This is a genomic window from Asticcacaulis sp., from assembly GCA_024707255.1.
Lineage (GTDB): Bacteria > Pseudomonadota > Alphaproteobacteria > Caulobacterales > Caulobacteraceae > Asticcacaulis.
This window is the reverse complement of record JANQAC010000001.1, coordinates 1311670-1337660: the sequence shown is the minus strand read 5'-3', so window position 1 is coordinate 1337660 and position 25991 is coordinate 1311670. Positions and strand designations below refer to the sequence as shown.

At 61.1% G+C, this 25991-nt stretch carries 20 protein-coding genes, 1 pseudogene and 1 riboswitch; of the genes and pseudogenes, 19 read left to right on the top strand and 2 right to left on the bottom strand.

Annotated features, from left to right (window positions below):
• Window positions 1–175 precede the first annotated feature (175 nt).
• Both NVV72_06445 and pbpC read left to right on the top strand, forming a co-directional pair.
• Window positions 176–5164, top strand: a complete 4989-nt coding sequence (locus tag NVV72_06445) for an alpha-2-macroglobulin family protein (GenBank protein MCR6658987.1) — start codon at window positions 176–178, stop codon at window positions 5162–5164.
• A gap of 235 nt (window positions 5165–5399) precedes the next feature.
• Window positions 5400–7427, top strand: a complete 2028-nt coding sequence (gene pbpC, locus NVV72_06440; protein MCR6658986.1) for a penicillin-binding protein 1C — start codon at window positions 5400–5402, stop codon at window positions 7425–7427.
• Between the two features lie 6 nt (window positions 7428–7433).
• Here the strand turns inward: pbpC and NVV72_06435 are convergent, their stop codons facing one another.
• Window positions 7434–9089 (bottom strand): MFS transporter, encoded by a 1656-nt coding sequence (locus tag NVV72_06435; GenBank protein ID MCR6658985.1) that lies wholly within the window; start codon window positions 9087–9089, stop codon window positions 7434–7436.
• Between the two features lie 160 nt (window positions 9090–9249).
• On the opposite strand from NVV72_06435, the gene NVV72_06430 reads away from it, so the two are divergent.
• From NVV72_06430 to NVV72_06355, 16 genes and pseudogenes are all read left to right on the top strand, one after another.
• Entirely contained in the window at window positions 9250–9522 is a 273-nt protein-coding gene (locus NVV72_06430) for a hypothetical protein (protein MCR6658984.1), read from the top strand.
• Between the two features lie 54 nt (window positions 9523–9576).
• Window positions 9577–10197 carry a carbonic anhydrase gene (locus NVV72_06425; GenBank protein ID MCR6658983.1) on the top strand — a complete coding sequence of 207 codons (621 nt, stop codon included), beginning with the start codon at window positions 9577–9579 and terminating at the stop codon, window positions 10195–10197.
• Window positions 10198–10427: 230 nt separating this feature from the next.
• Window positions 10428–11336 carry an aldo/keto reductase gene (locus NVV72_06420; GenBank protein ID MCR6658982.1) on the top strand — a complete coding sequence of 303 codons (909 nt, stop codon included), beginning with the start codon at window positions 10428–10430 and terminating at the stop codon, window positions 11334–11336.
• A gap of 165 nt (window positions 11337–11501) precedes the next feature.
• Window positions 11502–12383: a bifunctional DNA-formamidopyrimidine glycosylase/DNA-(apurinic or apyrimidinic site) lyase gene (mutM, locus tag NVV72_06415; GenBank protein ID MCR6658981.1), complete on the top strand. Its 882-nt coding sequence runs from the start codon at window positions 11502–11504 to the stop codon at window positions 12381–12383.
• Window positions 12384–12560: 177 nt separating this feature from the next.
• Window positions 12561–12830, top strand: a complete 270-nt coding sequence (gene rpsT, locus NVV72_06410; GenBank protein ID MCR6658980.1) for a 30S ribosomal protein S20 — start codon at window positions 12561–12563, stop codon at window positions 12828–12830.
• Between the two features lie 928 nt (window positions 12831–13758).
• Window positions 13759–15177, top strand: coding sequence for a chromosomal replication initiator protein DnaA (gene dnaA, locus NVV72_06405; GenBank protein ID MCR6658979.1), 1419 nt, complete (start codon window positions 13759–13761; stop codon window positions 15175–15177).
• 227 nt (window positions 15178–15404) lie between these two features.
• Window positions 15405–15629: a hypothetical protein gene (locus tag NVV72_06400; GenBank protein ID MCR6658978.1), complete on the top strand. Its 225-nt coding sequence runs from the start codon at window positions 15405–15407 to the stop codon at window positions 15627–15629.
• Entirely contained in the window at window positions 15526–16182 is a 657-nt protein-coding gene (dnaN, locus tag NVV72_06395) for a DNA polymerase III subunit beta (GenBank protein ID MCR6658977.1), read from the top strand. Before NVV72_06400 ends, dnaN begins: the two co-directional genes overlap by 104 nt.
• Before the next feature lie 7 nt (window positions 16183–16189).
• The gene (locus NVV72_06390; GenBank protein ID MCR6658976.1) at window positions 16190–16525 is read left to right on the top strand and encodes a hypothetical protein; all 336 of its coding nucleotides are present in this window, start codon (window positions 16190–16192) and stop codon (window positions 16523–16525) included.
• A gap of 137 nt (window positions 16526–16662) precedes the next feature.
• Window positions 16663–17781 (top strand): DNA replication/repair protein RecF, encoded by a 1119-nt coding sequence (gene recF, locus NVV72_06385; protein ID MCR6658975.1) that lies wholly within the window; start codon window positions 16663–16665, stop codon window positions 17779–17781.
• A 14-nt stretch (window positions 17782–17795) separates the two neighbouring features.
• Window positions 17796–20247 (top strand): annotated as a pseudogene (gyrB, locus tag NVV72_06380) (DNA topoisomerase (ATP-hydrolyzing) subunit B).
• An 88-nt stretch (window positions 20248–20335) separates the two neighbouring features.
• Window positions 20336–20602 carry a type II toxin-antitoxin system ParD family antitoxin gene (locus NVV72_06375; GenBank protein MCR6658974.1) on the top strand — a complete coding sequence of 89 codons (267 nt, stop codon included), beginning with the start codon at window positions 20336–20338 and terminating at the stop codon, window positions 20600–20602.
• Window positions 20599–20898 (top strand): type II toxin-antitoxin system RelE/ParE family toxin, encoded by a 300-nt coding sequence (locus NVV72_06370; protein MCR6658973.1) that lies wholly within the window; start codon window positions 20599–20601, stop codon window positions 20896–20898. Before NVV72_06375 ends, NVV72_06370 begins: the two co-directional genes overlap by 4 nt.
• Before the next feature lie 2 nt (window positions 20899–20900).
• Complete coding sequence (locus NVV72_06365) at window positions 20901–21314, top strand: diacylglycerol kinase family protein (protein MCR6658972.1); 414 nt, start codon at window positions 20901–20903, stop codon at window positions 21312–21314.
• Between the two features lie 59 nt (window positions 21315–21373).
• On the top strand, window positions 21374–21904 hold the full coding sequence (locus NVV72_06360) for a PadR family transcriptional regulator (GenBank protein ID MCR6658971.1): 531 nt from the start codon (window positions 21374–21376) through the stop codon (window positions 21902–21904).
• The gene (locus tag NVV72_06355; GenBank protein ID MCR6658970.1) at window positions 21901–22731 is read left to right on the top strand and encodes a hypothetical protein; all 831 of its coding nucleotides are present in this window, start codon (window positions 21901–21903) and stop codon (window positions 22729–22731) included. The genes NVV72_06360 and NVV72_06355 overlap by 4 nt, the downstream gene beginning before the upstream one ends.
• A 36-nt stretch (window positions 22732–22767) precedes the next feature.
• On the opposite strand, the gene NVV72_06350 is transcribed toward NVV72_06355, so the two are convergent.
• Window positions 22768–24330 (bottom strand): RecQ family ATP-dependent DNA helicase, encoded by a 1563-nt coding sequence (locus NVV72_06350; GenBank protein ID MCR6658969.1) that lies wholly within the window; start codon window positions 24328–24330, stop codon window positions 22768–22770.
• A gap of 169 nt (window positions 24331–24499) precedes the next feature.
• A riboswitch (Fluoride riboswitch) is annotated at window positions 24500–24577 on the top strand.
• Between the two features lie 23 nt (window positions 24578–24600).
• Here NVV72_06350 and NVV72_06345 point away from each other — a divergent pair.
• The gene (locus NVV72_06345; protein ID MCR6658968.1) at window positions 24601–25929 is read left to right on the top strand and encodes a voltage-gated chloride channel family protein; all 1329 of its coding nucleotides are present in this window, start codon (window positions 24601–24603) and stop codon (window positions 25927–25929) included.
• Window positions 25930–25991: the final 62 nt, after the last annotated feature.

The following is a 25991-nucleotide window of genomic DNA, read 5'->3' as shown; positions in this document are numbered from 1 at the left end:
GCCGTCAGCGGTGCTAACACATAGCCCGTGTGTCGTCCGGCAGACCCTTGGCGGGAATCACTAGCCTTATTTGCGAAATTCACAAACTAAAGATTGATCTTTGCCGGAATCTGATCTTGATTCGCGTTTACGGATAAATCGCGCGCGTCAGCGCTTCCGAGGCGGGGAAATCACCATGATCGACTGGCATAACCGGACCCTCATCGCAGGCGCCGCCGCGGTATTGATTGCCGGCTTCGGCATCGGTTTCCTCACCGATCACGCGATCAGCAGCAGTGCCCGGCAAAAGGCGGCCAGCGCCACGGCTGAGGTGGGCCAGCCGGCGACGGGCCTGTTCGGCAAGGTGCGTGATAAAAACGCGCCGCGCGCCGGTGACCGCAAGCCCGATGGCTTCGCTGTCTGGAAGCAGAACCTCGACACTTCCGGCAATTCGCCGAAAGCCTGCGTGCAGTTTTCCAAACCGCTCGATGCGGCCAAGCCCTATGGCGACTATGTCGTCGTCTCGCCCGCCCTGCCGTCGGCGCCGGCGATTTCGGTCAAGGACGACACCCTGTGCGTGTCCGGTTTCGGTTTTACCGATCGCCGCGTCACCCTGCTGAAGGGCCTGCCTGCCAAGGGCAATGACCAGCTCAAGGCCAATGCCGATCTCGATTTCACCTTTGGCGAAAAACCGCCCTACGTCGGTTTCGCCGGCAATGGCGTCATCCTGCCGCGTGAGGAAGCCGATGGCGTGGCGGTGGAGACGGTCAATGTCTCGACCCTGGCCTTCGAGGTCTGGCATGTGTCTGACCGGAACCTGGTGCGCAAGTCGGTTTCGGCGCCCGATCCGGTGGCCGAGGGCGAATATGATTATTCTTACGGGGACGATTCCGCCGATGATATCGGCGTCAAGATCTGGACCGGCAAGGTGGCCGTGAAGCCCGGCAATGGCGAGCGGGTAACGACCGTCTTCCCGCTGGGGGCTGTGCTGAAAACGCTGAAGGCCGGGGCCTATGTCGTCAAGGTGCGCGATGCTTCCGGCGGGCGCGACAAGAACGACAATGACGAGCCGGCCCAGGCGCGTCGCTGGATCCTCTATACCGACATGGCCCTGACCACCTATAAGGGTCAGAACGGTCTTGATGTTGTGGTTCGGTCGCTGAAAACCGCCAAGCCGCTGGCCGGGGTCAGGGTTGATCTGGTCGCCACTAATGGCGATACGCTCGGTGAGGTGAAGTCCGGCGTCGATGGCCGCGCCTCGTTTGCCGGCGCGCTGCTCAAGGGCAAGGATGCCCTGACGCCCAAGATGATCATGGCCTATGGCGCGGGTGACGATTTTACCGCGTCCGATCTGGACCGTTCGCCGATGGACCTGACCGCGCATGGCGTGGGCGGCCGCTCGGAAGATGGCGAGGCCGGTGACGGCCGCACGGCGACCATGGGTGTGGATTCCTATATGTATCCGGATCGCGGCATTTATCGGCCCGGTGAAGCCGTGCATATCGTCGCCATGATCCGCGATCCGCAAGGCCGGGTAATCAAGGATCGCAAGGGCGCGATCATCATCACGCGCCCGAGCGGCGTGGAAGCCTATCGCCTGGTCTTCGACAAGACGCCGATGGGCTATGCCGGCGCCAATGTCACCCTCCCGAAGACGGCGCCGCGCGGTCAATGGTCGGCCAGGGTCGAGCTGGAAGGCATGGACGGGCCGGCGGGCACGACTACTTTTGCGGTCGAGGATTTCGCGCCGCAGCGCCTGGCCGTCGATATCAAGGCTGATGCCACCCGGCCGCTGATGAGCGCCACGGAAAGCCGTCCGGTGACGGTGGCGGCGCGCTATCTCTACGGCGCCATCGCTTCCGGGCTTCAGGTGACCGGCGAGGCGCGCATCCGCGCCGACGGCAACCCTTTCCCGAAATTCGCCGACTATCGTTTCGGCGACGAGAGCAAGCCTTATGAAGAGAAGTATGTCGATCTGCCGGCCACCACGACGGACGGCCAGGGCAATGCGCTTTTCCCGTTCGACGCGGCGCTGGCTGGTGACACCACCGAGCCGCTGACCGTGCTTCTGACCGCTTCGGTCTTCGAGCCGGGCGGCCGTCCGGTACGCGAAAGCCAGACCCTGAAGATCAAGACCGCGCCGCTCTATCTCGGCGTCAAGGTCGACCAGAAAGATGGTAGCTGGCGGGACGCGCCGCGCATGGCCTTCAATATCGTCGGCCTGACCCCGCAGGGTGACAGGCGCGCCGTCAAGGGTGTGACCGTCAGGCTGATCTCGGAAATCTGGGATTACGACTGGTATATTTCCGACGGCAAATGGAACTGGCGCTCGACCCACCGCGATGTGCTGGTGTCGTCGAAAGCCTATGATCTGAACGCCAATACCGGCGCCACCTTCGAGCGCAATCTCGACTGGGGTGACTACCGCCTGGAAGTCGAAGTCCCCGGACAAGCCAGGACCGTCACGCGCTTCTCCTCCGGCTGGGGCTCGACGCAAAAGGGCACCGATGCGCCGGATTTCGTGCGCATCACCGCCGGCAGCAAGAGCTATAACCAGGGCGATACGGTCGAGGTGACCTTGAAAGGCCCGTACAAGGGCGAGGCGCAGATCGCCGTCGCCACCGATCATGTCATTGAGATGAAGACGGTCTCCATCGGTGAAAACGGCACCACGGTGCGCCTGAAATCGACGGCGGAATGGGGCGGCGGGGCCTATATCATGGCCAGCGTCATGCAGCCGCGCGATCCGGTCAATGCCTCCAAGCCGCGCCGCGCCATCGGCCTGATCTATGTGCCGCTCGATCCGAAATCACGCAAGCTCGGCGTCAAAATCCTGGCCAGCGACCAGCCGCAGCGCCCGCAGACCGACGTGAACGGCCATAATTTCATCGACGTGCCGATCCAGGTGTCCGGCGTGAAACTCGGCGATCGCGCCAAGGTGAGCGTGGCCGTGGTTGATCAGGGCATCCTCAACCTGACCAAGTTCAAGTCGCCCGATCCGGCCGGCTGGTATTTCGGCAAGCGTGCCCTCGGCGTCGATTATAATGACGACTATGGCCGCCTGCTTGATCCGAACCTGGCCGCCGCCGCGCCGACCTTCGGCGGCGACCAGTTGGGCGGTGAGGGCCTGACCACGACGCCGATCCGCACCATCGCGCTGTGGTCTGGCGTGGTGCAGACCACGCTTGACGGCAAGGCTTACGTGCGCCTGCCGATTGAGAAGTTCAACGGCGAGCTGCGCGTCATGGCCGTGGCCTGGACCGACGATGCCGTCGGCTCGGTGGATGGCCGCATGATCATCCGTGAGCCGGTGGTGGCCGATCTGGCCCTGCCGCGTTTCCTGGCGCCGGGCGATACCGCTTACGCCACCCTGCAACTCGATAATACCGACGGCAAGCCGGGCCTCTATACGGCCATCGTCAAGGGTATCAAGGGGCTGGTCCTGGCCTTCCAGAAGGTATTCAACCTCAATCATGGCCAGCAGGCGATCGAAACGATCCAGATGAAGGCGCCGAATACCACCGGCATCTCCACCGTGCAGATCGGGCTGAATGGCCAGGGCTACAGCTTCAATGACAGCTTCAACCTGCAAACGCGCAATGGCTGGGGCCCGCAGACCCGTGTCGCCACCGTGTCGCAGAAGGTCAATGAAACCTGGACGCCGGATGCTTCATTACTGGCCGGCCTGCAACCCGGTTCGGCGACGGTGGAAGTGTCCTACTCGCCCTTCCGCAATATCGATCCGGCGCCACTGGCGGCTAATCTCGCCAAATATCCCTATGGCTGCACCGAACAGGTGACATCGGCCGCCACGCCCTGGCTGTTCGTCTCGGAATCGCTCGTCGGCAAGCAGGCGGCGAAACCCGGCGTCAATGCGCTGAAAATTGCCGTCGACAAGATCCTCGACCGCCAGTCGGAAGACGGCGCCTTCGGCCTGTGGCGGCCGGGCGATGGGCAGGCGGATGGCTTCATCGGCGCCTATGCCACCGACTTCCTGCTGGAAGCGCGGGCCCGCGGTGCCTATGTGCCACAGGAGGCCATCGACAAGTCGCTGAACGCCATGCGTGCCATGTCGCGGCCGGATGGCTATGCCAATGTCAATTACCGCCTGAGCGTGCCCTCCTACTGGAACTGGTTCGGCGTCTCTGGCGAACAGCAGACCAAGCAGTTGCGCTCCCGCGCCTCGGCCTATGCGCTCTATGTGCTGGCCAAGGGCAAGTCCGGTGATCTGGCGCGCCTGCGCTGGTATCACGATGTCCAGTTCAAGGCAGAGAAGTCACCGCTTTCCCGCGCGCAGATCGCCGCCGGTCTGGTGATTATGGGTGACCGGTCGCGTGGCCGTCTGGCCTTTAACGAGGCGATCCAGTCGCTGGGTTATTCCGATCCGAACGACTGGTATCAGACGCCGCTGCGCGATCTGGCGGGGGTCATTGCGCTCGCCTATGAGTCGGGCGAGGATGATATTGCCCGTTCGCTGACCGGGCGTCTGGAAAACGCCATGAAGTCACCGGCACAGATGAACACCATCGAAAGCGCCTATGTGCTCAAGGCTGCCTCCTACATGCTGAAAGCCTCCGGTCCGCTGAAGATACAGACGCAGGGGGTCAATACCTTGCCGGCGGGTATGAATGTCCAGCGCTTCGGTGTCGGCCAGATCGCCGGCGCCAGCGTGAAGAACGGCGGTGCGGGGCCGGTATGGCGGACGGTGACGGTGATCGGTACGCCGGTCTCGGCGCCGGGCGCGGAAAGCCATGGCCTGAACCTGGTCAAGACCTACTACAATCTCGATGGTTCGCGCCTTGATCCGTCACATATCACGCAAGGGCAAAAGGTACTGGTGGTGATCTCCGGCCGTTCCGATCGCACCGAACTGCGGCCGATCGTGGTTGATGATCCGCTGTCGGCGGGCTTCGAGATCGAGTCCACCCTCACCAATGAGGATGCTGAGAACGGACCGTTCCGCTTTATCGGCAAGCTGACCGACCTGAAGGTTGCGGAGGCGCGTGATGACCGCTTTATCGCGGCGCTCGATGTCTCGTCGTCCGACAGCTTCAGCATGGCCTATATCGCGCGAGCGGTGACGCAGGGCGACTTCTACTTACCCGGAGCCGAGGCCAAGGACTTCTACCGTCCGGATACTTTCGCCCGCACGCAGGGCAGCCGCACGGTTATCAGTCCGCGGTGATGCAAAGAAGTAGGCGTATATTATCTTTCTCCTCCCCTGCGAAGCGGGGGAGGTGTCGAGCAAGCGAAGCGCGTCGTGACGGAGGGGGCAACACAGCCGACGTATGCCCCCTCCGTCACGGACAAGCCGTGCCACCTCCCCCGTACGCTACGCTACAGGGGAGGAGAACGTGAGGCGCCCCAAACTCAATCCCGACTCCCTGATCCGGCCGCTGGTCAAGACCCTGATCGGCGTGATGGGGTTTCAGGTCGTCATCGCCGCGGCGAACCTGATCTTCCCGCCGGATATGTCGCGGGCGCAGACCGCCTCGGCCGTGGCGCTCGACCGTAACGGCGCCTGGCTGCGCGCCCTGCCCGTCGATAATGGCCGCTGGCGGATACGTGCCGATCTCGACCGCACCGATCCGTCCTTTATCCGCCGCCTGTTGCGTGTCGAAGACGAGCGCTTCTATTTCCATCCGGGCGTCGATGCGACCGCGATCGTGCGGGCTTTGCTCTCCAATATCCACGCCGGCAATATCGTTTCCGGCGGTTCGACCATCACCATGCAGACGGCGCGGCTGCTCAGTCCGCACCCACGCGATTATGGCAACAAGCTGATCGAGGCCCTGCGCGCCGTGCAGCTCGAAATCCGTTATTCTAAGCGCGAGATTCTGGCGCTCTATCTGACGCTCGCCCCCTATGGCGGCAATCTCGAAGGCGTGCGCGCGGCCTCGCTGTCCTATTTCGGCCATGAACCGGAAAGCCTGACCTTAAGTGAACAGGCCCTGCTGATCTCCCTGCCGCAGGCGCCGGAAGCGCGCCGGCCCGACCGCAAACCGGCCAATGCGCTCAAGGCACGCAACCTGATTCTGAAGCGCATGGCCGATGCCAATATCATTGGGGCATCGCAGGCCAGCGAGGCGATGAACGAGCCGATGGTTACATCAAGATTCGCCTTCCCCACACTCGCCTGGCATACGGCCGGGCGGCTGGCGCGCGGTGTCAAGGGCTTGCAGGCGACGGTGGTGACGAGCATAGACGCCGTCCTCCAAACGCGCCTGGAAGCCATGGCAGCGGCCACCGCCAAGGATCAGGGGCCGAATTCCTCGGTCGCCATTATCGTGGTCGATATCAAGACGCGCGGCGTGCGGGCCAGTGTCGGCGGCGGCGGGCTGGAGCGTCCCGGCGGCTGGATGGACATGACCCGCGCCGTCCGCTCGCCCGGTTCGGCCTTGAAGCCTTTTATCTACGGTTTTGCCTTCGAGGATGGGGTGGTGGCGCCGGATACCCGTCTGATGGACGCCCCGACGCGCTTTGGCGATTACCAGCCGGAGGATTTCGACCGGGTCTTCCATGGTGAGGTGTCGGCCAAGGAAGCCTTGATCAATTCGCTGAACGTGCCGGCGGTGGCGGTGCTCAATCGCATCGGGCCAGAAGCCTTCCAGGGGCGACTGGAGGCGGTGGGTGTGCCGCTGATCGTGCCGAAATCGGGTCTGAAAGAATCCGGCCCGGCCCTGGCGCTCGGCGGGGAGGGGATACGCCTCAGCGATGTCGCCCTGCTCTATGCGGCGCTCGGTGATCATGGTCTGGCGCGGCCCCTGGCCTATACGGTCGCCGATGAAAAGACGTCTGGTGGCCAGCGGTTGATGCGGCCGGAAGCGGCGGATCGGGTGATCAGCATTTTGCGCGAAACCCCGCCGCCGGAAGGTCGCCTGCCAGGGCCGCTCATGAAGAACGCCAACCGCCCGGCCTTCAAGACGGGCACCTCATACGGCTATCGGGATGCGTTGGCGGTGGGTGTGGCTGGCGGTTATGCCGTGCTGGTGTGGACCGGCCGTCCGGATGGCGGGGCACGAGCGGATCAGACGGGCCGTGAGGCGTCGGCACCCTTGTTGTTCGATGTGTTTGATCAGTTGCAGGCGCCCAGCCAGGTGCCGCAATCGATCGCGCCGGGTAATGCGCCGAAGGGCCTCAAGATGATGAGCGGCGATACGGGAAAGGCGTCGATCCTGTTCCCGCCGAATAACGCCACGGTCTATGTTGAGGTGAAGACCGACGCGATGAAGCTGAATGTCGTGCGACCATTGAAACTATCGGCGCGCGGTATCCGGCCGGTGCAGTGGTATGTCGATGGCCAGCCACTGAAGCTGGACGAAAACGGCGAATGGAGCTGGTCGCCGCCGACAGAAGGCTTCTTTGAGCTGTCAGTTATCGATGCCGAGGGGCATGAGGATAAGAGTCATGTGCGTGTGAAGGCTATCCGAGGGGATGAAGGCAAGTAAGAAACCCTACTCAATCGTATGCAGGTCGCGGCCCTTGGTTTCCTTGAGGAACAACAGCGACACCAGTACCGCCAGCAGGCCGGTGGCGACCGGATACCACAGGCCGAAATAGATATTGCCTGAGGCCGCCACCATGGCGAAGCTGAGGACCGGTTGCAAGCCGCCGAACCAGCCCGTGCCGATATTGTAGGGCAGGCTCATGGCGGTATAGCGCACGCGGGTCGGGAACATTTCCACAAGCGCCGAGGCCATCGGGCCGTAAAGCGCCGTGCAGGCCACGGCGAAGACGCACAATATGCCGAGCATCGCCCACAGATTGGCTTTCTTCGGATCGGCTTTTTCGGGATAGCCGGCGGCTTTCAGCGCGGCCTTGACTTCGCCCGCTGCCTTGGCTTTCAAAGCCTTGAGGCCGGCCTTGTCCAGCCCCTTGCCGGACGGCACAGTAATGACCTGCGCGCCGATATGGATGGTGGCGCTTTGACCGGCGCTCGCGTCGGCGCGGCTGACATAGGGGGTGCCGATACCGGTCACGACACTCTTGGCGAGATCGCACGGCGTAGTGAACTGCGCGGTGTTGAAGAGGTCGAACTGAAAGCTGCATTGCGCCGGATCGGCCACCACATAGACCGGGTTGGTCCGCTGCGCCGCTTCAAGATCGGGATTGCCCAGTTTCATCAACGCCTGGTAACCGGGAAAGAAGGCGATACAGGCCAGCAGGATGCCGAAGACCATCACTGGCTTGCGGCCGATCTTGTCGGAAAGCGCGGCGAAAACGGCATAGAGGCAGGCGGAAACAAGCGTCATGCCCATGACCAGGGTGTTCATATCGGCCGGATCGAGCTTGACGATCGAGGTGAGGAACACCTGAGTGTAGAAGAAAGTGGTGTACCAGACCACGCCCTGGGCCGTCATGAAGCCGAAGAGCGCGATCAGCATACCCTTGAAGTTCGGCCAGCGCGTGAAGATTTCCGATAAAGGCGACTTGGCCAGTTGCCCCTGTTCGTGCAGCGCCTTGAAGGCCGGGCTTTCGGCCGTTTTGGCGCGGATATAGACCGATACCGCCAGCAGGCCGGCCGAGACGATAAAGGGAATACGCCAGCCCCAGTCGGCAAAGACCGGCTCGGAAATGGTCTTGCGGGTGACAAGAATGACCAGCAAGGCGGCAATCAGGCCAAAGCCCGCCGAGGTCTGGATCCAGCCGGTATAGGCGCCGCGCTTGTTGGCGGGCGCGTGTTCGGCCACATAGATCGCCGCACCGCCGTATTCACCGCCGAGCGCAAAACCCTGAACGATGCGTAAGATGATCAGCAGTACGGGGGCCAGAATGCCGACCTGTTTATAGGTCGGCAGCAGGCCGATGGCGATGGTGGCCAGGCCCATGACGAGGATGGTGTAGAGGAAGGTGCCCTTGCGGCCCTTTTTGTCGCCGATATGACCGAAGACAAGCGCGCCCAGCGGCCGGGCGATAAAGCCCACCGCGAAGGTGGCCAGGGCCGCTATGGTGGCCAGGGTTTCGTTCAGGCCGGCGTAAAAATTTTGGGCGATGATGGTGGTCAGCGAGCCGAAAATGAAGAAGTCGTACCACTCGAAGGTTGTGCCTGCCGCCGAGGCGATAACGATCGTGCGCAGGTTCTTCTTTTGCGATGTGTCTTCGGTTGTCATTCAGGGCCCCTGTATGGCCCGTATGTTCGGGCTTATGACCAAGGTTTGACGGAAAAAATCACAGAAAACAAGGCTATTCGTGAGACCGGCCGCGGCCTCTGGCGCCAAGCGAAATTTAAGGTTAAGGTGGTGTTAAGGAATGTTTCCGAGGGGGTCCAAGATGAAGTTTTCCGAACCTGTCCGCGCCGCCGAAGGGCTGACCTCCTATGCCAGGGTCAAACGGGTGCAGTGGGGGCCGCTTGTGCTCAGCATCATCGAAGGCTTGCTGGGCCTGATTGGCGTGGTGCTGCTGATCCTGTTCTTCCGTTACGGATCGTTTGAAAAGGCCGGCCTGGCCATCGACCAGGGGATAGACTGGCTTAAAGAACAGGCGAGCGCGCATATTCCGCACAGCCAGGTTGTATTGCGGGGCCCCGGCGACAAAAGCGCTTGATCTGATCGCTCACGGCCTTATAAGGCCGCAAGTCTTTTGTGAGGGATACGGGTCATGCTGGATCAACTGATCGAAAACAATCGCCGCTGGGCACATCAGAAGACCGAAATCGATCCGCAATTTTTCAAACGCCTCGTGGCCCAGCAGTCACCGGAATATTTCTGGATCGGCTGCGCCGACTCGCGCGTGCCCGCCAATGAAATCGTCAATCTCGATCCGGGCGAAATGTTCGTCCATCGTAATATCGCCAACCTGACCCCGCCGCAGGACGCCAACTATCTGAGCGTGTTGCAATATGCGGTGCAGGTGCTGAAGGTGAAGCATATCCTCGTGGTTGGCCATTATGGCTGCGGCGGGGTGCGGGCGGCCATCGAATCCTCAGGCGACGCCCTGATCGATCACTGGCTGTCGCCGATCCGTGAGGTGGCGCACACCCATCAGCACGAACTGGCGGAAATCGGCAACGATGTGCAGAAGTTCGACCGCCTGTGCGAACTGAACGTCATATCCCAGGCCCGCAATGTGGCCCTGACGCCGATCGTGCAGAACGCCTGGCGCGCCGGCCAGCCCCTGACTATCCACGGCTGGGTCTATTCCATCGCCAACGGGCTGGTCACCGACCAGGGGGTCAGCATGGCAAACCTCGAAGACCGGCAGCGCATCTTCAACATCTAGGGGATGAAAAATTTAACCCACCGTTTTCGTGCCGCGGCAATAAAAGTCTGATTTTCTGACCGAAATGCGAAAGTTAACGGCGCATTAACCATGTTTTTTATCAAAAAAACGGGTAAGTCGCATGGGTTTCTTATTTCCCGTAAAGACCTTCTTTAACATTTCCCGTCCAAATTCATGCCTGTCCTTACGTGGTTAAGGAATCTGGTTAAGTTTTTGGAAAAGACGCACCTATGGCGGCAAGCCTCGGTCTCGGTTCAGCGCAGTTTGGCGGTGACTACGGTATTTCGAACACGCGGGGCCGCGTGGGCGAGGACGAGGTGCGCCAGATCCTCGAACTGGCCGCCGATTGCAAAATTCTCAATATCGACGCCTCGCATCATGATGGCGATGTCGAGCGCGTGCTGGGCCGCAACTGGCCGTTTCCATCGCCTTTCAAACCGCAGGTGCGCACGCTGCGGCTTGAAAATGGCCTCGAATGGCTGGAATCGCGCCTGCGCCGTTCAGTGGACCACATGGGACTGGTGCGTGCCCATGCCGCCCTGGTCGATCGCGCCGAAGACCTGATGGGTCCGGAGGGCGATGCCCTGTGGGCGCGCCTGGAAAAATTGAAAAGCGAGGGCCTGATCAGCAAAATCGGCATCAGCGCCACCGCCGCCGATCAGCCGCTGTTGCTGGCCAAACGCTTCAAGCCCGATCTCATGCAGGTGCCGGCCTCGATCCTCGATCAGCGCCTGGTGAAGAACGGCACGATCAAGAACCTGGCCGATCTGGGCGTAGAGGTGCAGATCCGTTCGGTCTTCCTGCAAGGGCTGCTGTTCCTGCCGCGCGAAAGCCTGCCCGGCAATCTGACGCCGATCGGTCCGCATCTGTCGCGTGTGCGCCGGATGATGGCCGAATGCGGCGCCGATCCGCTGCACGCGGCCTTGAGCTTCGCGCTCAACCTCGAAGGGGTCACTACCGTGATGGTCGGCGTTACCTCGGCGGCGGAACTGCGCGCCATCGTGGCCGCATCCGAACGCAAGGCGCCGAAACTCAACTGGGACGCCATGGCGCTCACCGACGAAGTGGCGCTCGACCCGTCGCAATGGTTCGCCGACCTCGGAGAACAGGCGACCCGGCGGCTGGTGCGAGTCGCCTAAGGTAAGTCGTGGGGCCGCAGGCCCCACACCCCGAAACATAAGAGTTATTGATTGAACATAAAAACCGGGTCCGAAGTGGCCCGGTTTTTATGTTCAGCCCAGTAAGCCCTGTGTTATGGGGTGTGGGGTCCGCGACCCCGCGTCTTCCTTCAGGAGCCTGCGCCAATGCCCGAATTGCCCGAAGTCGAAACCGTCCGGCGCGGGCTGGCGCCGCATCTGGCCGGCGCGAAACTAAGTAATGTACGCCTGCACCGGCCGAACCTGCGCTATCCGTTTCCGGACCGCTTTGCCGAACGACTGGAGGGCGCTGAGGTCTTGCGGCTGGAGCGACGGGCGAAATATCTGCTCTTCTATCTCGATACGCAGGATATCTGGGTGACGCACCTCGGTATGACCGGGCGCTTTCAAATTAATGACAATCCCGAAGACCTGGCGCGCTATTACCACTCTGTGGCGCCTGACGAGAAACATCTACACTTCCAGTGCCTGGCGACGCTTCCGAACGGCGAGGTCAGCCGCATCGATTATTACGATCCACGCCGGTTCGGCTTCATGCTGCTGCTCAAGCCGGACGAGCTTTATCAGAGCAAGTGGTTCAGGGGGCTGGGCGTCGAACCGCTGTCTGATAAACTGAACGCGGATGTGCTGCTCACCATGGCCAAAGGGCGCAACATCAACCTCAAGGCGCTTTTGATGGCGCAGGGACATGAAAAGCGGGGTGGCATTGCCGGGCTCGGCAATATCTATGTCTGCGAGGCCCTGTGGCGGGCGCGGTTAAGCCCCGATCACAAGGCGTCTGTTCTCACGCGGAAGGAAGCCGGGGCGCTGGTAGAGGCCATCAAGACGATATTGGAAGAGGCGGTGGCTTCCGGCGGTTCGTCGATCAGCGATTTTGCGGCCGCTTCGGGTGAACTGGGCTATTTCCAGCACCGCTTCTGCGTTTATGACCGCAAGGGCCAGCCGTGTCCGCGCCAGGATGGTGGCCTGATTGAGCGCAAGGTGCATCAGGGACGGTCGAGTTTTTACTGCCCGGTCTGCCAGAAATGACGCCCGGAACAACGCTTAATCACGGGTGTGAATAATTTTTACGTTCCGAACGATAAAAGCGCGTCTGCGTGCATTGACCGGGGGGGCGTCTTCAGTTATATCCCGCCCCCTTGAAATTCATGTCTTCGCCGTCCGGGCGGAGGCTTTTGACTGTAATCTCGTCCTGTAAGGTGATGAATGGCCAATAATCCTGGCGCCCGCAAGGCGATCCGCAAGATCGCTGCCCGTACCGAAGTCAACAAGGCGCGCCGTTCGCGCGTTCGTACGTTCGTGCGCAAGTTTGAAGAAGCCCTGACCGGCGGTAACGCTGACGCTGCCAAGGCCGCCTTTGTCGAGGCGCAGTCCGAACTGATGCGCGCCGTGTCCAAGGGCGTGGTTCACAAGAACACCGGTTCGCGCAAGGTGTCGCGTCTGGCCGCCCAGCTCAAGAAGCTGGCTACCGCCTAATTATACCGGAAGAAGCGACGGGCTTTTCAGGCTTCGTCGCTTTTTTTGCGCCTGTGCGGGATCGTGGGGATGAAATCTTCCCGATCCTTCCTTAATTCCTGAAAACACAAGGTATTATCTCACGGCCGCTGCGGCGGGCGAGGGATTTTTTGTTGCCGATTTTACCGTCAAGGCGCGTCCTTATTGAGGACGGTTAGGGGTGGAAAAATAATTGGCAATTATATGTTTAATTTCTCGTTACGGGCGAACAGGTTAGCGGAGTCAATAAAAATATCCGCTGCTGTTGATAAATTAGGTCATTGACCCGGCGGCGCAGGACGTTAATTTGTCCCTTCACCGCTGAACTCCTCCTGATACGGAGGAATTAGGCGGTTACCGGCCCGGTGCCGGACACCTGGGTAAAACAGACGCGCATCCGCCTGACGGTTACGTGTGTGTGTTGCTCAAAGGCTTATAAAATCGGGAGTGGCGGCCTTTTCGGGCCAATATTTCCGGCAGCCTTGCAAACGGATTAGCTAACCTTTTCGGGAAGGCCAGAGTATTCCTTACTCTCGCCTTCCGGGATTTGACTTTTTCTGCCGGCGTCGCTTTTCGCGGTTCCGGCTTAAGGACGAGTATGGCCTGAAACGGGGCTTGTTATTCCCGTGAAAGGCGAAAAACCAAGGTGTTTATACCCGGCTTCGCGGCCTGGGTTTTCAACCCGCGGTTAAGGGTGGTTCGTGCTTAAGGGCGGCGTGTCTTGTGGTGAAGGCATGTGGTTCGGTTTCAGGGCGGTCTGGTGACGGAAAGGTCGCGGGCCGGACACAGGGCGGAGGATCGGGCGCTGTTTCGGGATGATGATCCAGGCGGTTTTCGGTCGTTCTTTTAGTAAACGCGTAAAGTGGTGTGGGTTAAGGCAGATGATCGGGGCGATAAAAGAATGCCAAGCATGACAAGCTGGTCACCGATTTTACCTGAAACGGTATGGTCCAAAGTGGCGATGGTTCTTCGCAAGGAACTGGGAGAAGGGCCTTTCAATTCCTATGTGGCGCCGTCCAGCGTGCGCACCGGACCTTATGGCGATCCGGTACTCGTGACGCCGACGGCCTATGCGCGGGACTGGATTTCGCGCAATGCGGCCCGTCGGGCGCAGGAGCTGTGGACGCAGCACGATCCGGATTCGCGGGTGCTGGAGATCAAGTCGCGTGTCGAATATGAGGACGCGACGCGGAACAGCGAGACGCCCGCCGTGGACGCGGTTCCGGTAAAAGACGTGACACCGGGGGCTGTGCCCGTGGTGGTAGAGGCCGTGGCGCCCAATCGCATCGGCGGTTTACAGGAGCGTCTGACCTTCGACAGTTTCGTGGCTGGCCGAGGCAATGAATTCGCTTTCCAGATGTCGCGCCAGGTGGCGAGCTGGGCGGACGGCCATTTCAATCCGGTGTTTTTCCATGGCCCTTACGGCTACGGCAAGACGCACCTTTTGAACGCCATCGGCTGGGAGGCGCAGAGCCGCCGTCCGGATGCCAAGATCGTCTATCTGACCGCCGAAAAATTCACCTCCACCTTCGTCAAGGCGCTGCTGGACAAGTCCACGGCCGCCTTCAAGGACGAGGTGCGCGGCGCCGACCTGCTGCTGATCGATGACGTGCATTTCATCGGCGGCAAGACCTCCAGCCAGGAAGAGCTGTTCCATACGCTGACCTCGCTGATCGAAAACAATCGCCGTGTCGTTTTCACGGCCGATCGTCCGCCTTCGCAACTGACCGAGATCGAAGCGCGCCTGCGTTCGCACCTGTCCTCCGGGCTGGTGTGCGCGCTGGATGTGGCTGATCAGTCTTTGCGCATGGGCATTATCGAGCGCAAGCTCGAACAGTTGTCGCAACGCCTGGGCGCTGCCCAGAACCCGCGTTCCGATGTTTTACATTTTCTGGCCGAGCGTGTGCCGGGGTCGATCCGCGAGCTTGAAGGCGCGGTCAATACCCTGGTGGCGTCCGCTGGGCCGCGTCTTGGGAGTTTGACCTTGGAAGAAGCTATGGCGCTGTTGCAGCCGAATTTGAAGGTGGCCGTCGAGCGCCGCGTCACCGTGGATGAAATCCAGAAGCTGGTTTCCGATCATTTCGGCCTGAAGCAGGCGGATCTTCTGTCCGAGCGCCGCACGCGTTCCGTGGCGCGTCCGCGCCAGGTGGCCATGTGGCTGTGCAAGCAACACACCACGCGCTCCTATCCGGATATCGGCCGCCGCTTCGGCGGACGGGATCATACTACCGTTCTGCACGCCGTGAAGAAGGTCGAGGAACTGTTGCAGGCGGATGACCAGATTGCGCGTGATGTGGAAGCGCTGACGCGCAAACTTCGCAACGTTTAAGGGGTTTGGGGCCTGTGGCCCCAAGCTTTCTATTCTTCTTTTTACCCGTCTTTTTGAAGACGGGTAAAAAGAAGAACAAGATGTGGGGTCTCGGACCCCACACCCCTTAAGTTTGTTCGGTGTTTCCACGGACAAACCGTTTGAATTTCGTAAATTTTGCTCTAATGTCCGCCTCCCGGCCCTATGTTCCTGTGAGCCGGAATCGCAGAATCTGGTAGGATAACAAGATGCAATTCACCATCGAACGTGGCGCGCTCCTGAAAGCCCTGGGCCACGTCCAGAACGTTGTCGAACGCCGCAACACCATCCCCATCCTGTCCAATGTCCTGCTGTCCGCCGAGCGTGGCGGTGTCCTTCTCGGCCACCGACCTCGACATGGAAATCGTCGATACCGCCGAAGCCATTGTCTCCGTGCCCGGCCAGATCACCGCGCCGGCCCACACCCTTTATGAAATCGTCCGCAAGCTGCCCGACGGCGCCGATGTCGAATTGAAATTCGCCGCCGGTGACGATCCCCGCCTGTCGGTCTCCGCCGGTCGTTCGCGTTTCGCCCTGCCGGTCCTGCCGGCCGGCGACTTCCCGATCATGTCGAGCGATCACGAAGGCGTCTCCTACCAGATCCTGCGCGATGACCTGAAGCGCCTGATCGACAAGACGCGCTTCGCTGTCTCGACCGAAGAAACTCGCTATTACCTGAATGGCCTGTTCCTGCACTGCCCGGCCGAAGACGGTTCCAACTATCTGCGCGCCGTGGCGACCGATGGTCACCGCCTGGCCCTGGCCGAAATGCCCGCGCCCGAAGGCGCCATGGGCGGCGCCGGTGTCATCATCCCGCGCAAGACGATCGACCAGGCCCGCCGCCTGCTCGATGACGGCGCCGGCTATGTCGATATGACCGTTTCGCCGGCCAAGATCCGCTTCCAGTTTGGCAATGCCTCCCTGACCTCGAAAATCATCGACGGCTCCTTCCCTGACTACGGCCGCGTCCATCCCCAAGGGCAATGACAAGGTCATGACCGTGGATGCCGGCATCCTGTCGAAAGCCGTTGACCGCGTCTCCACCATTTCGGCGGAAAAGTCGCGCTCGGTCAAGATGACGATAGAGCCCGGTCGCCTGACCCTTTCGGTGCGCAATATCGAAGCCGGCCAGGCCGTTGAAGAGGCCGAGATCGATTACGATAACGAGACCCTCGATATCGGTTTTAACGCCCGTTATATCATGGACGTCATGGGCCAGATCGGCGGCGATACGGTCGAATTGCGCTTCTCGGATGCGTCTTCGCCGACCCTGGTGCTCGATCCGGTCGATAACGGCGTGCAATACGTGCTGATGCCGCTGCGGGTGTAATCATGAACATTTATCCCCCCCTGCGAAGCGGGGAGGGGGACCACGAAGTGGTGGAGGGGGCTTTTTGACGTGGATTTTGCCCCCTCCGTCGCGGACTTCGCCGCGCCACCTCCCCCGCTTTGCAGGGGAGGATATTTATGTCTAATCATTCCCTCCAGCACCTCTCTCTGACCGATTTCCGCTCCTATGAACGGCTGGATTTCGCCATAGCCGGCCGCAGCGTCTATCTCTACGGTCCCAATGGCGCCGGCAAGACCAACCTGCTGGAAGCGATCAGTGTCCTCAATCCCGGCCGGGGCCTGCGGGGCGCTGCCTTTGCCGATCTCGGCCGCCGCCTGCCCGATGAAGCCGGGGGCCGCGCACGGGGCGTGGCGGCGCGCTTTCATGAAGGCGAGGATGAGGTCCATCTCGGCACCGGTTCCGATCCGCGTGATCCCAACAAGCGCATTGTCCGCATAGATGGCGAGACGGTCACCGCCTCGCGCCTGCTTGAGCATGTGCGCCAGATCTGGCTGACGCCGTTGCAGGATCGTCTGTTTCTGGAAGCCCGTTCCGAGCGCCTGCGTTTTTTCGACCGTCTGGTTTATGCCGCCGATCATGCCCATGCCGCCACGGTCAGCGCCTATGAAAAGGCCCTGCGTGAGCGCCTGAAGCTGCTGACGGAAACGTTTTCCGGCGGCCGGCCGGCGGATGATGCCTGGCTCACCCTCCTGGAACAGAAACTGACCGAAACCGGGGCGCAGATGATGGCGGCGCGCACCGCCGCCCTGGAGGCGCTGCAGGCCGAAATCGAAGGCCACCAGGGCGCCTTTCCGAAGGCCGATCTCAGCCTGACCGGCCTCATTGCGGAAGGTGACCTGCTGGAAGGCTATCGCCGCGCCCGCAGCCGTGATGGCGCCGCCGGGCGCTCGCTTTTCGGGCCGCATCGCATGGATTTGACTGTCCTTCACCGCGAGAAAAACCGTCCCGCCGCCGCCTGCTCGACCGGCGAGCAAAAGGCGCTTTTGCTCAACATCATCCTGGGGCAGGGGGCGCGTCTGGCATCCGCTCAAGGTCAGTCCAAACCCATCCTTTTACTCGATGAAGTCGCCGCCCATCTCGACCCCCTGCGGCGCCACGCATTGTTTGACGAGACCCATGCTTTGGGGCTACAAACGGTCTTTACAGGCACTGATTTGGGCCTGTTCGACGGCCTGAAAAACCGCGCGCTTGGTGTGCGTATAGAAGGCGGTCAATTCATTGAATTTATTGAGTAAATAGAAGGCTTTCCATGACCGACCAACCCGAAGACGTGCCAGAAGAACTGAACAGCGGCAAGGATGCCAACGGACAGTCTGAATACGGCGCTGATTCGATCAAGGTTCTGAAAGGTCTCGACGCTGTCCGCAAACGTCCCGGCATGTATATCGGCGACACCGATGACGGCTCCGGCCTGCACCACATGGTCTACGAAGTGGTCGATAACGCCATCGACGAAGTGCTGGCGGGCCATGCCACCAAGGTCCAGGTCATCCTCAATCCGGATGGCTCCTGTACGGTGACCGATGACGGCCGCGGCATCCCGGTCGATATCCACGAAGGCGAAGGTGTTTCCGCCGCCGAAGTGATCATGACCGAACTGCACGCCGGCGGCAAGTTCGACCAGAATTCCTACAAGGTTTCGGGCGGGCTGCACGGCGTCGGCGTCTCGGTGGTCAACGCCCTCAGCGACTGGCTCGACCTGGTTATCTACCGCCAGGGGAAGAAGCATTCGGTGCGCTTCGAGCGCGGCGTCACCGTCAAGTCGCTGGAAGTGATCGGCGATGCGCCCAAGCGCGAAGATGGCAGCGACTATACCGGTTCGGAAGTCACCTTCTTCCCCTCCATCACCACCTTTGCTTTCATCGATTTCGACCGCAAGACGCTGGAACACCGCCTGCGCGAACTGGCCTTCCTCAATTCGGGCGTTTCGATCCGTTTCGCCGACATGCGCGAGGCTGAGCCCTATGAGGTCAACCTGCATTTCGACGGCGGCATCGTCGAATTCGTCAAGCACCTCGACAAGGCCAAGACGCCGATCATCAAGGCGCCGGTCGATGTGCGCGGCGTGCGCGAAAAAGGTCGAGGTGGACCTCGCCCTGCAATGGAATGACAGCTATCACGAGACGATGCTGTGCTTCACTAACAACATCCCGCAGCGTGACGGCGGCACCCACCTGGCGGCTTTCCGTGGCGCGCTGACCCGCGTCATGACGCAGTACATGGAATCCTCCGGCGCGGCCAAGAAGGAAAAGGTCTCGGTCACCGGCGAAGATGCCCGCGAGGGCCTGACCTGCGTGCTGTCGGTCAAGGTGCCCGACCCCAAGTTCTCGTCGCAGACCAAGGACAAGCTGGTCTCGTCCGAGGTGCGTCCGGCGGTCGAAGGTCTGGTCTATGACAAGCTGTCGCAGTGGTTCGAAGAGAACCCAAATGAAGCCAAGGCGATTGTCTCCAAGATCGTCGAAGCCGCCTCGGCCCGTGAAGCCGCCCGCAAGGCGCGCGACCTGACCCGCCGCAAGTCGGCGCTCGATATTTCGTCGCTGCCGGGCAAGCTGGCCGACTGTCAGGAACGCGATCCGGCCAAGTCCGAAATCTTCATCGTCGAAGGCGATTCCGCCGGTGGCTCCGCCAAGCAGGCGCGCAACCGCGAAAACCAGGCCATCCTGCCCCTGCGCGGCAAGGTGCTGAACGTCGAGCGCGCGCGTTTCGACAAGATGCTCTCTTCCGAGCAGATCGGCACTCTGATCGTGGCGCTGGGCGCCGGGATTGGCCGGGACGATTTCAATATCGAGAAGCTGCGCTACCACAAGATCATCATCATGACCGATGCGGACGTCGACGGCGCCCACATCCGCACCCTGCTGCTGACCTTCTTCTACCGCCAGATGCCGGAAATTATCGAACGCGGTTATCTCTATATCGCCCAGCCGCCGCTCTACAAGGTGGCCAAGGGCAAGTCCTCGCGCTACGTCAAGGATGACAACGAACTGGACACCTTCCTGATCGAGGAAGGTGTCAGCGATGCCGTGCTGGCCCTGCCAACCGGCGAGCGCATCGTCGGCAACGACCTGGAAGCGCAGATTCGCGCCGCCAAGACCTTCAAGGGCTCGGTCGACCGCCTGTCCTCGCGCGCCCCGGCGTTTGCGTTGGAGCAGGCGGCGCTGGGCGGCCTGTTCAGCGGCCACCCCGACCTTGACCGCGTCGCCAAATCGCTGACCCGCCTCAATCAGGATGGCGATGGCCCGTGGAAGGTCGAGCCCGGCGAACTCGGCGGTTTTGTCTTCGAGCGCGTCCGCCGGGGCGTCACCGAAAAAATCGTGCTCGACGAGACCCTGATGCACAGCCAGGATGCTCGCCGTCTCGGTGAGCGCGCCGATGGTCTGGGCGATATCTATAACGCCGTCTCCATCTATACCCGCAAGGACAAGTCGATCGATATTCGCGGCCCGCTCGATCTGGTGTCAGCGGTGCTGGATGCCGGCCGCAAGGGCATGACCATCCAGCGCTACAAGGGTCTGGGCGAGATGAATGCCGAGCAATTGTGGGAAACGACGCTCGACAAGGACGTCCGGACCCTGTTGCAGGTCAAGGTCAACCATGCCGACGAGGCCGATGAGATGTTCTCGAAGCTGATGGGCGATCTGGTCGAGCCACGCCGCGAATTTATTCAGGAAAACGCCCTGAACGCGGAAGTGGACGCCTAGGGTCACGGACCCTAGAACCCTTATGATTGAAGTGAACAACGGCCTATGATAATTATTATCATAGGCCGTTGTTTTGTGGAGCGATCCTATGCCGAGTAGCTATGCCCTGGGCGCGCATTTCGAAAACCTGATGGATGACCTGATCCGTTCGGGCCGTTACAATTCCAAGAGTGAAATCCTGCGCGATGGCCTGCGCGTGATCGAGGAGCGGGAATCGCGGCTCAAGGCGGACCTGGACAGCCTGCGCGCGGCACTTAACGAAGGTCTTGAAGGGCCGGATTTGACCGCGGATGAGGTGTTTGAGCCTTTGCGGCAAAAATATCAGGATATGATCGACAAGGAAAATGCGCGGTGAGAGTCGTTTTCTCTCCGGCATTCAGCAACGACCTCAACGAAATTTCTGATTTTATATCGCTGGACAACCCGAGGCGGGCACTCAGTTTCACAAGTGAGATCCGCCAACGCTGCCTGGCACTTGGTGATATGCCTGAAAGTGGCGCCGTCAGATCGGAATTTGGTCCGAACATGCGCTCGGTTCCTTTTGGCCGTTACGTCATTTTCTATATTATATATTCGGATCGTGTGCGTATCGTCCGCGTGCTTCACGGCGCCCGAAATCTGAAAGCTGTGTTTGGCGAAGAGGAGTCATGAGCATGACAGACGAAGCGCAGCAGTCCTTCAAGATATCCTCCCGTCTGAAAAGCGTCGGCTATGCCTTGCGAGGACTCGGTTTCATGCTGAAGACCCAGCATAATGCCTGGCTGCATCTGGCGGCGACCGTGCTGGTTATACTGGCGGCGTCTTTTCTTCAGGTCCGGCTGGATGACTGGCGCTGGCTGATCGTCGCCATGGTCATGGTCTGGGTGGCCGAAGCCTTCAATACGGCGGTCGAATATGTCTGCAATATCGTCTCGCCCGGCTATTCCGAACTGGTGAAACACGCCAAGGATATCGCCGCCGGCGCCGTCCTGGTTTGCGCTTTCGGCGCGGCAGTGATCGGTTTCCTGACCCTCTGGCCCTATGTCGAACTAATGCTCGACCGCTTCCACGGACCGGTATCCCTGTAAAGCTTGTAGCTTAGTACGTTTCGTATTAATTTGCCTTCAAATAGTACGGAGCGTATTAGTTGCCTGCCCTCACGACTCTCGGTTATGCCCTTCTGGGCCTGATCCGTGCCGAACCGCGCACGGGCTATGCCCTGCGCATGGTATTCGAGACGACGCCGATGGGCAGTTATTCGAGCAGTCCGGGCAGCATTTATCCGGCGCTCAAAAGACTGGAAAAGCAGGGTCTGATCACGGCCGAGGCCGCCGGCAAGCGCAAGAGCGTTTTGCACATCACGCCGGAGGGCCGGGGGCAGTTTGAAGCCTGGCTGACCGCGCCGATGGGCGCGACGGAAGGTATCGATACGGCGCTGCTGCGTTTTGCCTTCCTGAACGATTATCCGGACCGGCAGGTGACGCTCGAATTTCTGACCGGCTTTCACACGGTCATGGCCGGGCGCGCTTCGGGTTTGCGAAACTGGCTGGCTAAAGAGGACGCGCAGGCCATGCCGTTGCAGGCGCGGCTGGCGGTCGTGCATGGTTTGCGATCACTGGAGGCTTCGGCGCAATGGGCGTCGGAGGCATATGAGGCGTTGAAAGGGGAGGCAAGATGAACAGGTATGTAATTTTCGCTTTGAAATTCGCGGGCGTATGGCTGGCCCTGATTATCGGTCAGATGGCGGGCGGCATGATCGGACAGATGCTGACTCACGCCGCGGCGCCGGCAATGAAACCCGACGGACCCTTGAGCCTCACGGCGGCCATTGCGACGGCGGCGGGGCTTTTTGCGGTTGTGCTTTCGGCCATGGCGCCAGCGATGCGCTGGTCGTTCTGGGGGCGTTTCGCCGCCCTGTTCGGCCTGCTTTATGGTCTGGAGGCCCTGTTGTCACTGATTGAGGCGATCTATTTCAACGCCTATCTGCATATGTCGAACAACCTGCTGATCCTGATGGCGCTCAGCAACGCCATTAAGGCGGCGATTGCCGCGATCGTCTGTGCGCTTCTGTGGCGCGGCGAGGCGGCTCCGGCCGAGCGCTTCGGCGGGCTTTACTGGCGCATACCGGTGATCATTCCGCTCTATATCGTCTTCTACTTTGGCGCCGGCGCGCTGATCGCCTGGCAGAGCGCCGATGTGCGAACCTATTATGCGCAGGGGTTTCATATCGACCAGGGGCAACTGGCGCTGTTGCAGGTGGGGCGTGGCCTGATCTGGGCCTTGCTGGCATTGCTCAGCGTGGCCAGCCTGACCGGCGCCACCTGGAAACGTGCGGTGCTGACGGGTCTGGCCTTTTCGGTCTTCATGGCGGCCACGCTGCTCTATCCCAATCCGCTGATGCCGTGGTCGGTCCGGCATGTTCATCTGGTCGAGATTTCGGTGTCGAATTTCCTGTTCGGGATCTTGGCGGCGTTGATTCTGCTGAGTGGCCGAAAATCGCGCTGAAAATCATTTGGGGTGCGGGGTTCGTGACCCCGCATCCTATAACTTCGCTTCGATCCGGATTTCGCCCTTGAAAAGCTGCTTGAGCTTGCCTGCGTCCTTCAGACCGACGATCGGCATCTTGTTGTCGTAGAGTTCTTCCTCGACGATGCCCAGGGCCTCGCATTGGTCAAGCACATGGGTCAGCAGGCCGGCGTCATAATCGCGGGCGATGCCGAAGGTCTGAAGCCGTGTGGTGTAGTCGGGCTTGTCGGACTTGCCCAGCACATGGTCGATCAGCTTCTTGCGACCGCGCGGCCCGTTCAGGCGATAGAGGGCCGACATCAGCATCTGGGCCGGTTCGGTGACATCGGTCACGCGGTTGCGGTTCAGACAGTTGTCGCATGATCGGCAGGGTTCACCCGCCTCGTCGCCGAAATACTGCCGGATGGCCTGTTTGCGGCAATCGTGGCCGAGCACCATCTGGAAGAAATCCCGCGCCTTTTCCTTTTGCACCGATTGATCCGCCGCGCCCTCGTTTTCCCGCAGGCCGAGGCGGCGGATGGCCCAGCCGAGATCGCCGGGATTATGGAAGCAGATACCGGCAGCGGGCAAGCCGTCGCGTCCGGCGCGGCCGACCTCCTGCCAGTAAGCTTCGGTGGAAGAGGGCGGATCGGCGTGGATGACGAAGCGGACATCGGTCTTGTTGATGCCCATGCCGAAGGCGATGGTGGCGACCATGATCATCGATTTGCCAGCCATGAAAGCCTTCAGCCGGTCCTCGCGTACCTGGGACGGCAGGCCGGCATGATAGGCGGTGGCGGAAAAGCCTTCCTTGTTGAGGTTTTGCGCCAGTTTTTCGGTGCCGTCACGCGAACCGCAATAGATGATGCCAGCGGCCCCTTTTTGCCGGCGCAGAATATCGACGATCGATTTCAGCACGGCGCCCTTGCGGCGGACAAAGCGCAGGGAGAGGTTGGGGCGATCGAAACCGGCGACGACCTCGATGGCGTCATCGATATGCAGGGCGGCCTTGATATCGGTGCGGGTATGAGCGTCGGCCGTGGCGGTCAGGGCCAGGGTCGGCACATCGGGCAACAGGGATTTAAGCTGGCCGAGGGCGCGATATTCCGGGCGGAAATCATGGCCCCACTGACTGATGCAGTGGGCTTCGTCGATGGCCATGATCGACGGTTTCAGCCTTACGAGCTTGTCGAGCACGAAGGGCGACAGCGCTTCCGGAGACAGGTAAAGCAGGTCGAGATGACCATCATGGGCGTCGTCCCAAAGCTGGGTGCGGGCATCGAGCGATTGCGAGGAATCGAGCCGCTCGGCGCGGACGCCGCGGGCCTTGAGCGCCATGACCTGGTCGCTCATCAGGGCGATCAGGGGGGAGATAACGATGCCGATACGGCCGCTGAGCAGCGCCGGAATCTGGTAACACAGGCTCTTGCCGCCGCCGGTCGGCAGCACGGCCAGGGTGTCCTTGCCTTCGATAATGGAGGCGATGACTTCGGCTTGCTTGCCGCGAAAAGCCTCGTAGCCAAAGGTGTTGCGCAGGATATCCTCGGCGCGGGCCATGTTGCTGGCGGGTCGGTCTAGGGTCTCGGCAGGGGTGGGCATGGTTTAGCGATAGGGTGTTTTGGTTTTGAGGCCAAGAGGAAAGACAAGGAAAGAAAGTCAGAAGCCCCACCACCACGCCCTTTGGGCGCGGTTCCCCTCCCCGGCATAGCCGGGGAGGTATAAGGATAAAAGTTTTCGTCTTGACCGCTGGCGCTTGGCTTGGCTAAGAGGATTTCAAGGTAATGGATTTCTGCCTGGCCTGTTGAGCCGAACCGCTCCGCGATGAGCTGATGATTCCTACTCGGTTGCCACTTTGCAAGGAGTAGAGTCATGCGTGTTTTCTCCGATTTTCTTACCGAACGCCTGAAGCATGGCCTGATCGTGCTGCGCTGGCTGGCCATACTGGCGCCGGTGGCGGCTGTGGTCGGATCAGCCTGCGCCCTGTTCCTGTGGGCGCTCGACGCAGCTACTGCCCTGCGTTTCCAGTATCCATGGCTGCTGTATCTGCTGCCTGTGGCTGGTTTCGGCATTGGGCTCGTCTATCTTTGGAAGGGCGGGGCGACGGAAGGCGGCAATAACCTCATCGTCGATCAGATCCACCAGCCCGGCGGCGGGGTGCCCTTACGCATGGCACCGCTGATCCTGGCCTCGACTGTCCTGACCCACCTGTTCGGCGGATCGGCCGGGCGCGAAGGCACGGCTGTGCAGATGGGCGGCAGCCTGGCCAGTGCATTTGGCCGTATCTGGAAGCTGACCGATGACGAGGTGCGGGTGGTGCTGATGGCGGGTATCGCCGCCGGTTTTGGCGCGGTCTTCGGCACGCCGATCGCCGGTGCGGTCTTCGCCATGGAGGTGCTGGCGATCGGGCGGATGCAGTACCTGGCCCTCGTGCCCTGCTTGGGGGCGGCGGTGCTGGCCGACTGGGTCTGCCAGGCCTGGGGCATTCATCATACGGTCTACCCTGTTGCCGCCATCGCCCAACTGGTTGATCCGCTGCTGCTGGGCAAGGTAATCGTTGCGGGCGTCGCCTTCGGTCTGATCGCGTTGTTCTTTTCAGAGGCCAATCATCGTCTCGGTGCCTGGGTCAAGGCGCGGGTGCCCTATGCGCCGCTGCGGCCTCTCATCGGCGGCCTGGCGGTGATCGCCCTGGTCTATCTTTGCGGCACGCGCGACTATCTTGGCCTGGGTGTCTGGTCGCCCAATCCTGGCGATATCACCCTGCCGGGCCTGTTCGGGCCCGATATCCATGCCTGGAGCTGGGCGCTGAAACTGTTGTTCACGGTCGTGACCTTGAGCTGCGGCTTCAAGGGCGGCGAGGTGACGCCGCTCTTCTTTATCGGTGCGGCGCTGGGCAATGCACTGAGTGCCGTTCTGGGCGTACCGGTCGATCTGCTGGCGGCGGTCGGTTTCGTCGCCGTGTTCGCCGGCGCCGCCAATACGCCGCTGGCCTGCACCCTGATGGGGATGGAGCTTTTCGGCACCAGTCACGGTGTCTATATCGCCGCCGGATGTTTTGTCGCCTATTTGTGCAGCGGCCATTCCGGCATCTATCTTTCCCAGCGTATCGGCCAGCCCAAGATGGCCGGCCTGGCCGCGCTTCAGGAGGCGAGCCTGCGCGAGGCGCGGCAGAGGGCGGCGGAACGACGCCCGGCCCGGTGACCGTATTTTTGCCCGAATAGACGTGCTATGCTATGGCCGGTGTCGGGGGGCACGCGCGGGTT

Bases quoted from the DNA above. Each gene is read 5' to 3' on its own strand.
- NVV72_06445 (MCR6658987.1), top strand. From the start codon at position 176: ATGATCGACTGGCATAACCGGACCCTCATCGCAGGCGCCGCCGCGGTA.
- pbpC (MCR6658986.1), top strand. From the start codon at position 5,400: ATGGGGTTTCAGGTCGTCATCGCCGCGGCGAACCTGATCTTCCCGCCG.
- NVV72_06435 (MCR6658985.1), bottom strand. From the start codon at position 9,089: ATGACAACCGAAGACACATCGCAAAAGAAGAACCTGCGCACGATCGTT.
- NVV72_06430 (MCR6658984.1), top strand. From the start codon at position 9,250: ATGAAGTTTTCCGAACCTGTCCGCGCCGCCGAAGGGCTGACCTCCTAT.
- NVV72_06425 (MCR6658983.1), top strand. From the start codon at position 9,577: ATGCTGGATCAACTGATCGAAAACAATCGCCGCTGGGCACATCAGAAG.
- NVV72_06420 (MCR6658982.1), top strand. From the start codon at position 10,428: ATGGCGGCAAGCCTCGGTCTCGGTTCAGCGCAGTTTGGCGGTGACTAC.
- mutM (MCR6658981.1), top strand. From the start codon at position 11,502: ATGCCCGAATTGCCCGAAGTCGAAACCGTCCGGCGCGGGCTGGCGCCG.
- rpsT (MCR6658980.1), top strand. From the start codon at position 12,561: ATGGCCAATAATCCTGGCGCCCGCAAGGCGATCCGCAAGATCGCTGCC.
- dnaA (MCR6658979.1), top strand. From the start codon at position 13,759: ATGACAAGCTGGTCACCGATTTTACCTGAAACGGTATGGTCCAAAGTG.
- NVV72_06400 (MCR6658978.1), top strand. From the start codon at position 15,405: ATGCAATTCACCATCGAACGTGGCGCGCTCCTGAAAGCCCTGGGCCAC.
- NVV72_06390 (MCR6658976.1), top strand. From the start codon at position 16,190: ATGACCGTGGATGCCGGCATCCTGTCGAAAGCCGTTGACCGCGTCTCC.
- recF (MCR6658975.1), top strand. From the start codon at position 16,663: ATGTCTAATCATTCCCTCCAGCACCTCTCTCTGACCGATTTCCGCTCC.
- NVV72_06375 (MCR6658974.1), top strand. From the start codon at position 20,336: ATGCCGAGTAGCTATGCCCTGGGCGCGCATTTCGAAAACCTGATGGAT.
- NVV72_06365 (MCR6658972.1), top strand. From the start codon at position 20,901: ATGACAGACGAAGCGCAGCAGTCCTTCAAGATATCCTCCCGTCTGAAA.
- NVV72_06355 (MCR6658970.1), top strand. From the start codon at position 21,901: ATGAACAGGTATGTAATTTTCGCTTTGAAATTCGCGGGCGTATGGCTG.
- NVV72_06350 (MCR6658969.1), bottom strand. From the start codon at position 24,330: ATGCCCACCCCTGCCGAGACCCTAGACCGACCCGCCAGCAACATGGCC.
- NVV72_06345 (MCR6658968.1), top strand. From the start codon at position 24,601: ATGCGTGTTTTCTCCGATTTTCTTACCGAACGCCTGAAGCATGGCCTG.